Annotated in this window: 7 protein-coding genes; all 7 read left to right on the top strand. The window is 45.5% G+C overall.

All coding sequences use genetic code 11. The features are described from left to right. Positions 1 to 502 precede the first annotated feature (502 nt). The 7 genes from QUB25_RS28880 to QUB25_RS28850 all read left to right on the top strand — a co-directional run bounded on the left by QUB25_RS28880 (position 503) and on the right by QUB25_RS28850 (position 8837). Positions 503 to 1372: an alpha/beta hydrolase gene (locus QUB25_RS28880; protein ID WP_333188802.1), complete on the top strand. Its 870-nt coding sequence runs from the start codon at positions 503 to 505 to the stop codon at positions 1370 to 1372. Positions 1373 to 1671: 299 nt separating this feature from the next. Next, entirely contained in the window at positions 1672 to 2814 is a 1143-nt protein-coding gene (hrcA, locus tag QUB25_RS28875) for a heat-inducible transcriptional repressor HrcA (RefSeq protein WP_445251996.1), read from the top strand. Positions 2815 to 3184: 370 nt separating this feature from the next. Further along, on the top strand, positions 3185 to 3361 hold the full coding sequence (locus tag QUB25_RS28870) for a hypothetical protein (protein WP_333188798.1): 177 nt from the start codon (positions 3185 to 3187) through the stop codon (positions 3359 to 3361). A gap of 291 nt (positions 3362 to 3652) precedes the next feature. Next, positions 3653 to 5245 carry a methionine--tRNA ligase gene (gene metG, locus QUB25_RS28865; protein ID WP_333188796.1) on the top strand — a complete coding sequence of 531 codons (1593 nt, stop codon included), beginning with the start codon at positions 3653 to 3655 and terminating at the stop codon, positions 5243 to 5245. Positions 5246 to 5350: 105 nt separating this feature from the next. Next, on the top strand, positions 5351 to 5956 hold the full coding sequence (locus tag QUB25_RS28860) for a LabA-like NYN domain-containing protein (protein ID WP_006631885.1): 606 nt from the start codon (positions 5351 to 5353) through the stop codon (positions 5954 to 5956). Positions 5957 to 6153: 197 nt separating this feature from the next. After that, the gene (gene lptC / locus QUB25_RS28855) at positions 6154 to 7350 is read left to right on the top strand and encodes an LPS export ABC transporter periplasmic protein LptC (protein ID WP_333188793.1); all 1197 of its coding nucleotides are present in this window, start codon (positions 6154 to 6156) and stop codon (positions 7348 to 7350) included. Between the two features lie 438 nt (positions 7351 to 7788). Beyond that, positions 7789 to 8837 (top strand): ISKra4 family transposase gene (locus tag QUB25_RS28850; protein WP_333188804.1). Its coding sequence is split into 2 segments (ribosomal slippage): positions 7789 to 7939 and positions 7939 to 8837, totalling 1050 coding nucleotides; the frame shifts between segments, so codons are not numbered across the junction. The last annotated feature ends 32 nt before the right edge of the window (positions 8838 to 8869 follow it).

Raw genomic sequence — 8869 nt, 5'->3', positions numbered from 1 at the left:
GGAAATCTGTTCGTTGTCATCTTACAATTTTATTCTTGAAGCCCTATTCTATGCAGCTTCATATTAAATTGGTATAACAAGGGTGAAGATATCAAGGAGCGGAATGAAGCGAAAGTTTCACGTTCCGTTTTGAAGGAGAGGTAGGGGTAGAAATTCCCCTATCGACTCTACCAATAACCGCTTAAAATAAGGATTTAGTCAGATTACAAACACCAAAATTTCCGATAAAAAAATCGCATAAAAGGGCAAGCTATGCCAAGATTGCCCGTGCAGTGGACAAAAATCTTGTAACGTCCGTTTAAGACCGCGCGTTGCAGCAGGAAGTAAGCGGTAAATCGATAAAGTTGAGTCTTTTTGGCTTACTTATAGCGCTTCTTGGGTATATGAGGTAAACAATTAAACTGAAAAAGCTTGAGAACACAGGGTTTCGGCGTACTCGCTCTTTCTGAGAAAGGCTATACATAGGTTTACATAGGTCTTATGGAGCGGATAAGATAAAAGTATGGCAACAATCGACATCCTAGGGGTTCGGCACGCTTACGATTTGACGGCTCCGACTGCAACTTCCCCGGTTCTGGTATTTGTCCACGGCTGGCTGTTAAGCCGCCACTACTGGCAACCTTTGACCGATCGCTTGGCATCAAACTATCAGTGCCTTAGCTACGATTTGCGGGGGTTTGGCGATTCTCAATCGGACTCCGGCGACGATCGCCCATGTTCCGAACCGCTAAATTCCTGCTACACTCCCGCAGCTTACGCTCGCGATTTGGAACTTTTACTCGAAAAACTCGATATATCTTCTGCTTGGCTGGTGGGACACTCTCTGGGCGGTACGATCGCTCTATGGGGAGCCAGCAAATTCTCCGATCGCGTTAAAGGCGTGGTCTGCATCAATGCAGGAGGCGGCATCTATCTTAAGGAAGAATTCGAGCGGTTTCGAGCGGTCGGCAAGCAGCTAGTGACAATGCGTCCCGGCTGGCTGCCTCGCTTGCCGTTAGCAGATTACCTGTTTGCCCGCGATTCTGTAGCCCGCTCGATCGGCAGATATTGGGGACGGCAGCGCTTAATAGATTTCGTGGGAGCTCATCCAGAGGCAGCTTTGGGGGCTTTGTTGGACTCCACCACAGAAGCGGAGATTCACCTATTGCCACAAATTGTCTCCCAACTCAAGCAGCCTGTTTATTTTATTGCCGGTACTAAAGACAAAATTATGGAACCAAAATACGTGCTGCATTTGGCTAGCTTTCACTGGATGTTCCAAGGTTGTGGCGAAAATGTCCTTCAGCTTCCCGATTGTGGTCATTTGGCAATGGTGGAACAGCCGGATGCAGTGGCTAGTTACCTGCAAAATATTCTGAAAGAACACACTTAAAGGGCATTTGCTAAAGCGAAACCGAGGAATGGGGCATTGGGCAGATCTCCGGTTCGGGGAAGCTTCGCTTCCCAAATAGAAAGTTACAAGTTAAAAGTTAAAACATTTTTCCCTGTTCATTCCCTCAACATCGATCCGTAAAATCACGTACACAATCCGTAAAATCCCGTACACAATCTGTTGCTGAACTTCCTTCACCTAAATCTGTTATCTTAAATAGATAACTCTGCCCGATCGCCCTTAAGGACAGAGCTTCTGACTCGATAGTGGCAAATTGTCTGAATACTAATTCTGCTTAAATATCTGTGCGCGTTAACCTCACCGATCGGCAACAACACATCCTTTGGGCAACGGTTCGCCACTACATAGCTACAGCGGAACCCGTTGGCTCAAAAGCTTTGGCTGACGAATTCAACCTCAGCGTCAGCCCAGCTACAATTCGCAATGCGATGGGGACTCTTGAAAAAGCTGGACTGCTTTATCAGCCCCACACTTCGGCAGGACGAGTCCCCTCTGACTCCGGCTACCGAATTTATGTAGACCAGTTGATTCAGCCGTCTGATACGCTGGCCCGCAAGGTGGAACAGGTACTAGACCAACTCAATTGGTCGGACGGTCGCATGGACGCGGCACTCCGCGGCGCTGCTCAAATCCTGGCAACTATCAGCGGTTACATAGCAATGATCACCATACCGCAAACCAATATGGCTTGCTTGCGCCACTTGCAACTGGTGCAGCTAGAGCCGGGAAAGGTGATGCTGATCGTGGTGACGGATGCCTACGAAACTCAGTCGGTTTTGGTGCAGTTGCCTTTGGACGCAGAAGGTAACACGCCTGATGTCGAAATCGTCGATCGCCAGTTGCAGATTTTGTCGAATTTTTTGAACAGCAAGTTGCGGGGACGAGCGCTCTCGGAACTCTCGGCTGTAGACTGGAGCGAGTTAGACCGGGACTTTGAACTGTACGCTGAGTGGATGGGAACCATGCTGACTGCTTTGAGCAGCCGCCAAAGCAATCCAACCTACACGCGGATTCTGATCGGCGGTTTAGCAGAAGCGCTGCGCTTACCTGAGTTTTCGCAGTTGCAGCAAGTTCAAACCCTGGTGCAATTGCTCGAACAAGAGCAAGAACTGCTTTGGCCTTTGATTTTTGAATCGCCTGAGTTGGACATCCCCGGGAAGCGGGTAACGGTGCGTATTGGTTCGGAAAATTCTTTAGAACCAATTCGTGGCTGTACTCTGATTTCTTCGACTTACCGCCGGGGATCAGTGCCGGTGGGTAGTGTTGGGGTTTTGGGGCCGACGCGGATGGTTTACGAAAATGCGATTGCGGTTGTGGAAGCTGCAGCCGATTATTTGTCAGAAGCTATTGGCGGAAATCGAGTGAGTTTTCCTGATGGCGAGCGAGGGCGATCGGATCATCCCTTGTTAGATGCACCCTAATTTGATAGCCCCAAGCTTAACTGGCTTGGGGTTTTATTGTCTGTGGACGTACTTGCAACCTTTAAAAACGGGGTTTTGTGACAAAAAACCTAGGCTTTCATCCCACATTCGGCATCCTGGGGTGTCACACAGCATAATTACGCAGAAAAATCTATCTTTAAAGTAATAAATTATGCCTTTAAAAAGTGCTTTATCCGTTAATGTACGGTATTATAGTATAGTTTATAGTTTTATGGGTTGATCAAAATAAGTAAAAACCGATAGTGAGAGTTGAGGGTGCGGAATGTGGGTTTTATACTCTTTTTGGGGTAAGAAACTAAAGCTTCGCGCTTGACAAGAGAGTTTCGTAAACAACCCGGTTTTTGCGTCCATGAGTGGCTCGGAAAGTGGCAGGAGTTGCGGGCGATCAACTTTCCAGCGATCGGGAGAAAGAGATGGCGATGGTGAGCGATCGCGCATTCACAGAAAGTGGTCGCGGAGCGTTAGTCGAATGGCGGGTTTAGCAGCCCAACTGACGAGTTTTGTTGGCAACCGGGTGGGCTGCTAAACCCGCTCTAGGGATAGCGGCTACGACCAATGAATAGATCAGGCACGTACCCTGGGATCGTCGATTCCCAAGGCAGCAGAATGTCAAAATATTAAGACATTTTAGAGAGTTCGTCAAAAACAACTAAAAAAGATTAGTGTGGAGATGAAAGCAATATTTTTTTTGGGAATAGCCCGGGTTAGACAATTGCAAATAACTTGCAGTGAATTTGGCTTGATTGCCACTCCAAAAAAAATTTAACCGCTGAGTTAAGATCGAAACGAAATTTAGGGAATTTTCTTTTAGCATTCAATGAAATCGACTGATAAAACTAAGAATACCTTTGCGATAACAACGCCTCTGTATTATGTAAACGATTTACCTCACGTTGGCAGCGCTTATACAACTATGGCTGCGGATGCCCTAGCCCGATTTGAGCGGCTGCGGGGCAAATCTGTTTTGCTGGTGACGGGGACGGACGAACACGGGCAGAAAATTCAGCGGACAGCCGAGAGTTTGGGACGATCGCCCCAAGCTCACTGCGATTCAGTAGTTCCTGCGTTTGAGGCGCTGTGGGAGCAACTCGACATCCAGTACGATCGCTTCATCCGCACAACTTCGCGGCGTCACGAGTACATTGTCAAAGAATTTTTCCAGCGCGTCTGGAACTCCGGCGACATCTACTTGAACCAGCAACAAGGCTGGTACTGCGTCTCCTGTGAAGAATTCAAGGATGAACGGGAATTGTTGCCGGGAAATCGGTGCTCCGTCCACACCAGCAAGGAAGTTGAGTGGCGCGACGAGGAAAATTACTTTTTTCGCCTGTCGCGGTATCAAGACCAACTGCTGGCTTTGTACGCAGAACGTCCCGACTTCATCGGGCCCGAAAGCCGACGCAACGAAGTGCTCAGTTTCGTCAACTCTGGACTGCAAGACTTTTCGATTTCTAGAGTGAATCTCGAATGGGGTCTGCCAATGCCAGTTGATCCCAGTCACAGCATCTACGTGTGGTTTGACGCTTTGCTGGGATACGTCACGGCCTTGCTAGATCCGGACAGCGACCCGATTTTGGAGAATGCTTTATCTAAATGGTGGCCGGTTGACTTGCACTTGATCGGCAAAGATATTCTTCGCTTCCACGCAGTTTACTGGCCGGCAATGCTGATGTCAGCGAATCTGCCGGTGCCGGGTCGCGTCTTCGCACACGGGTTTTTGACCAAAGACGGCAAAAAAATGGGGAAATCGGAGGGTAATACTTTAAACCCTGTCGAATTGGTCAACAAATACGGCGCTGACGCAGTGCGTTACTATTTCCTCAAAGAAATTGAGTTCGGAGAGGACGGCGATTTTAACGAAACTCGGTTTATCAATATATTGAATGCTGAGCTAGCAAATGATTTGGGAAATTTGCTTAACCGTACCCTAAACATGGCTCGAAAATATTGCGGTGGTTGCGTACCCAATGTGTTGGGAGAAAACATTGACGGCGACAACCTTCTCAAGGCTATGAGCCTGGATTTGGGCGCTCAAGTAACGGGTTTTTACGAAGAGTTGGCTTTTAGCAAGGCTTCCGAAGCCGTGCTTGCATTAGTGCGAGCCGGTAACAAGTTTATTGACGTGCAAGCACCTTGGAGTTTGTACAAGCAGGGACAGATCGAAAGTGTCGCACAAGTGCTATATTCTGTTCTGGAATCTGTTAGACTAGCATCTTACCTTTTATCGCCGATTATTCCAAATATCAGCACCGCTATCTATCAGCAGCTAGGTTTTTCAATTGACTTTAACGAGCGAGTTACAGTTAACAGTTTAGCGAATTTTGCAGCTCATGCTGCCTGGGGCGCTTTGCCTGCAAACCAAACTCTGGGGGAACCCCAACCTGTTTTTAAGCGGCTCGAACTGCTGTAAACAGTACCTTCATAGTTGGTAGCCAGCGATCTAGGTATTATGACAGACTACGAATTAGCAGTTATTTCCTTACCAATCTTTCATAAAAATTGAGGCATAACAATCATGTTGAATAGAATAGAAAGCAACGACCTTTTTACGCCGGAACAGGTTCTAGAAAATCGGGGTAGAGTGGCAATTTTTATTGACGGTTCTAACCTTTTTTACGCGGCTTTGCAGTTAGGAATTGAGATTGATTACACTAAGCTGCTGTGCCGTTTAACTGCGGGTTCCCGGCTGCTGCGCTCTTTTTTCTACACGGGTGTCGATCGCACTAACGAGAAACAGCAGGGGTTTTTGCTATGGATGCGCCGCAACGGCTACCGGGTGATTTCTAAGGATTTGGTACAGTTGCCTGACGGTTCTAAGAAGGCGAATTTAGATGTAGAAATCGCTGTGGATATGATGGCTTTAGTGGGGTCTTACGACACGGCGGTACTGGTAAGCGGTGACGGCGATTTGGCTTATGCTGTAGATGCTGTGAGCTATCGCGGTGTGCGGGTGGAGGTGGTGAGTTTGCGATCGATGACGAGCGACAGTTTGATTAATGTAGCCGATCGCTATATCGACCTGGAAATGATTAAGGACGACATCCAAAAAACATCGCGCCCTAATTATGCTTACCGCCCTTTGTCGGGTCTGAGCTTGATGGAGGAACACGACGACAGATAGGGATTTGGTAATGGGTAATTGGTAAGGGTTAATAGGTGATGATTAATGGGTTGAATTATTGAGAATTAGAAGTTAAAAATTTAGACAAAGCATGATACATTTTTAATTTTTGATTAAGTGTTTTTCACGACCCAATTATCAATTACCAATTCCCCATTCCTCATTCCCAATTACCGATTATCAATTCCCTATTCCCAATGATTCATCTCAAATCCCAAATTCCCAATCTCAACTCCCCAAAATTGAGGCTGCTATTTTTAGCCGTACTGATTTTGGGGATTGATGCTTGTGCGGTTCCGCAAGAGACTCAAAAGAACAAATTAGCTGAGGATCTCCAAACTGCTCAACAGTCAAACAGCACTTTAACTTTAAACAAAGTAACTCTAGAACAAGCAAACGAAAAGGGCGAGACGTTCTGGAAAGTCAACTCGCAAAATGCCGTTTACAGCAAAGACAAAAAAATAGTTAACGTTCAGAAACCTGTGGGCAAATTGTTTCAGGACGGCAAAGAAATTTACGATATTCAGGGAGAAACGGGGCAGGTATTTCAGGAAGGAAATCAGGTTTTTCTCAAAGGTAACATAGTCGCTAAAGACCTGAAAAATGGAGTGGTCTTGCGCGGAAATGAGTTGGAGTGGCGACCAAAGGAGGATGTTTTAGTTGTCCGTAACAATTTGACGGGAGAGAACAAACAGGTGACGGCTTCAGCGAAGGAAGCGCGGGTTTTCAGCAGGGCTAAGAGGATGGAGTTATTCGGTTCTGTGGTGGCGAATGTTAAAGATCCGGTTTTGCAATTGCGAACCGAGCACTTAGTGTGGTTTGTGGAACAACAAAAGGTAAACAGCGACAAACCAACTCAAATTGACAGATACAAAGATAAAATAGTAACAGACAGCGGTTTTGCCGACCAAATAGATGTAGACTTAAAAACCAAGATTGCGACGCTGACAAAAAACGCTCAGTTGATGCCATCAGATCCGCCGCTGCAAATAGAAAGCAGTTTGATGAGTTGGAATTTTCCGGCTCAATCTGTGGTATCGCCCGGGCCTGTGAAGGTTTTTCACCGCGTGGAAAAGGTGACGATGACTGGGGATATGGGGCGGGGAGATTTAGATAAAAAAGTTTTTTATTTGACGGGAAATGTGGTGGGAATTGGTGAAAAACGTCAAGCTCAATTAAATACCGATCGCGTAACATGGTATTTAACTAATCAGACTTTTGATGCAGAAGGAAATGTGGTTTACAAGCAACTAAATCCGGTGTTTAATTTGACTGGGCCAAGGGCGGCGGGAGAGTTGAAAAATCAAACTGTGATTGTCAAAGGCGACGGTGGTGGCGGCCAAGTGGTTACGGAATTTGTACCGGACGAGTATAAGGGAACTTTGGGACAGTAGATGGGATTGCGATCGCAGATGTCGACAGATGATCTCTGATGAACGCAGATAAGTAGCTAGACAGAATTAATAGACCTCTTGCAAAAAAAATATGTGTTATCCTTAAAAGTTTGCTCAAGTTTAGGTCAAACTTTGAATTATGGGGTTGATTGGCATCTCCTTAAACTTGCCCAGCCTGCTCGATCATAAAATTGGCTAAACTTTCAATAATAGCACCAAATTATTTTGGAAGAGATCTAATTACACAAATAGGGAGCATCCCGCTTTTGCAAGTAGGCAAAAGTATGATAAAATCTTTCGCTTTATGGAAAAACCTAGACTTAGCTTCCCAAAAAAATCTGTTTTAGAGTCAATGAGCCATTTTATAGCAATTGAAAAATAGAGTATCTCAAGAGTTACAATAGTCCATAAATAATTTTGACGAACCCAACATGACGCCTGACGAACAAGCACGTTTACGATCTTCGTACTGCTGAAATCGCCAAAATTTTATACAGAAACACTCCCCCCGAGGCATTAGATAGCCTGGAAACAATAGAAGGGCACTTGAGAAAACAATGGATAGAGATAGTGGGACCCGAAGTTGCTTTTTTTTTATCAAAGAAACCACGGGAACAGACAAAGGACGCCCCCGAATAGTAAAAAGCTGTGTGGGGGAGTTAAAAATTACCGAAAAACAAGCAGAAAAATTAAATCTCAAAAAATCGACTCGCTTGGCCCCTTTTTTTGAGAAATGCTGTCTGCGACAAGTGGCAGTGTTATCCTATTCCAAGGCATCTCAAGAAATTGAAGTACAGACGGGAGTCAAGATAGGTCATACCAGTTTACATAGATTGGTAGAAAACCAAGAGTGGGTCGAACCAGTAGCATTCACCCAAATTAAAGAAACCAGTGTGGATGGAGGGAAAGTGCGTGTTAGAGGACCAAAAGGGGAGGGTTCTCACTGGCTCGATTATAAAGCAGTTAGTCTTCATGACAGCTTTTATGCTGCATATTTTCTGGAAAATGAAGTGTTGATTGATTATGTCAATCGTCAGCCGTTAAATTCCCTACTGACTTGTTTAGGCGATAGACACGATGGAATTTGGAATATCATCGGTCAATTAAATCCGAATGGCAATAGCCGAGAAATCTTAGACTGGTATTATCATTTAGTAGAAAATTTGCACAAAGTAGGAGGGTCTAAAAAACGGCTGTATAGAGCCAAAAAATTGTTGTGGCAAGGCCGTCTATATGAAACGATTAAGTTGTTTGAGTTGTGCGGTCGCCGTCAGAGTACCAACTTTTGTAACTACATAACAAAACCTCGGAATCGAATCGTTAACTATCAAGTCTTGTCCATCCAAAATACTTGCTCTATCGGGTCGGGAGCCGTGGAATCATTAGTGAAACAGATTGATAGAAAATTAAAAATTTCCGGGGTTCAGTGGCGTCGTGAAAACATTAACCCTCTTTTGTCACTCTACGCAGAGGAAAACTTGCCATAAGGGATATTGAGGTTTTGAAAAATTGAACGAGT

The organism is Microcoleus sp. B3-D7 (assembly GCF_036705305.1).
Classification (GTDB): Bacteria; Cyanobacteriota; Cyanobacteriia; order Cyanobacteriales; family Microcoleaceae; genus Microcoleus.
The sequence above is the reverse complement of the archived record's forward strand: the minus strand, read 5'-3'. Positions and strand labels throughout refer to the sequence as shown.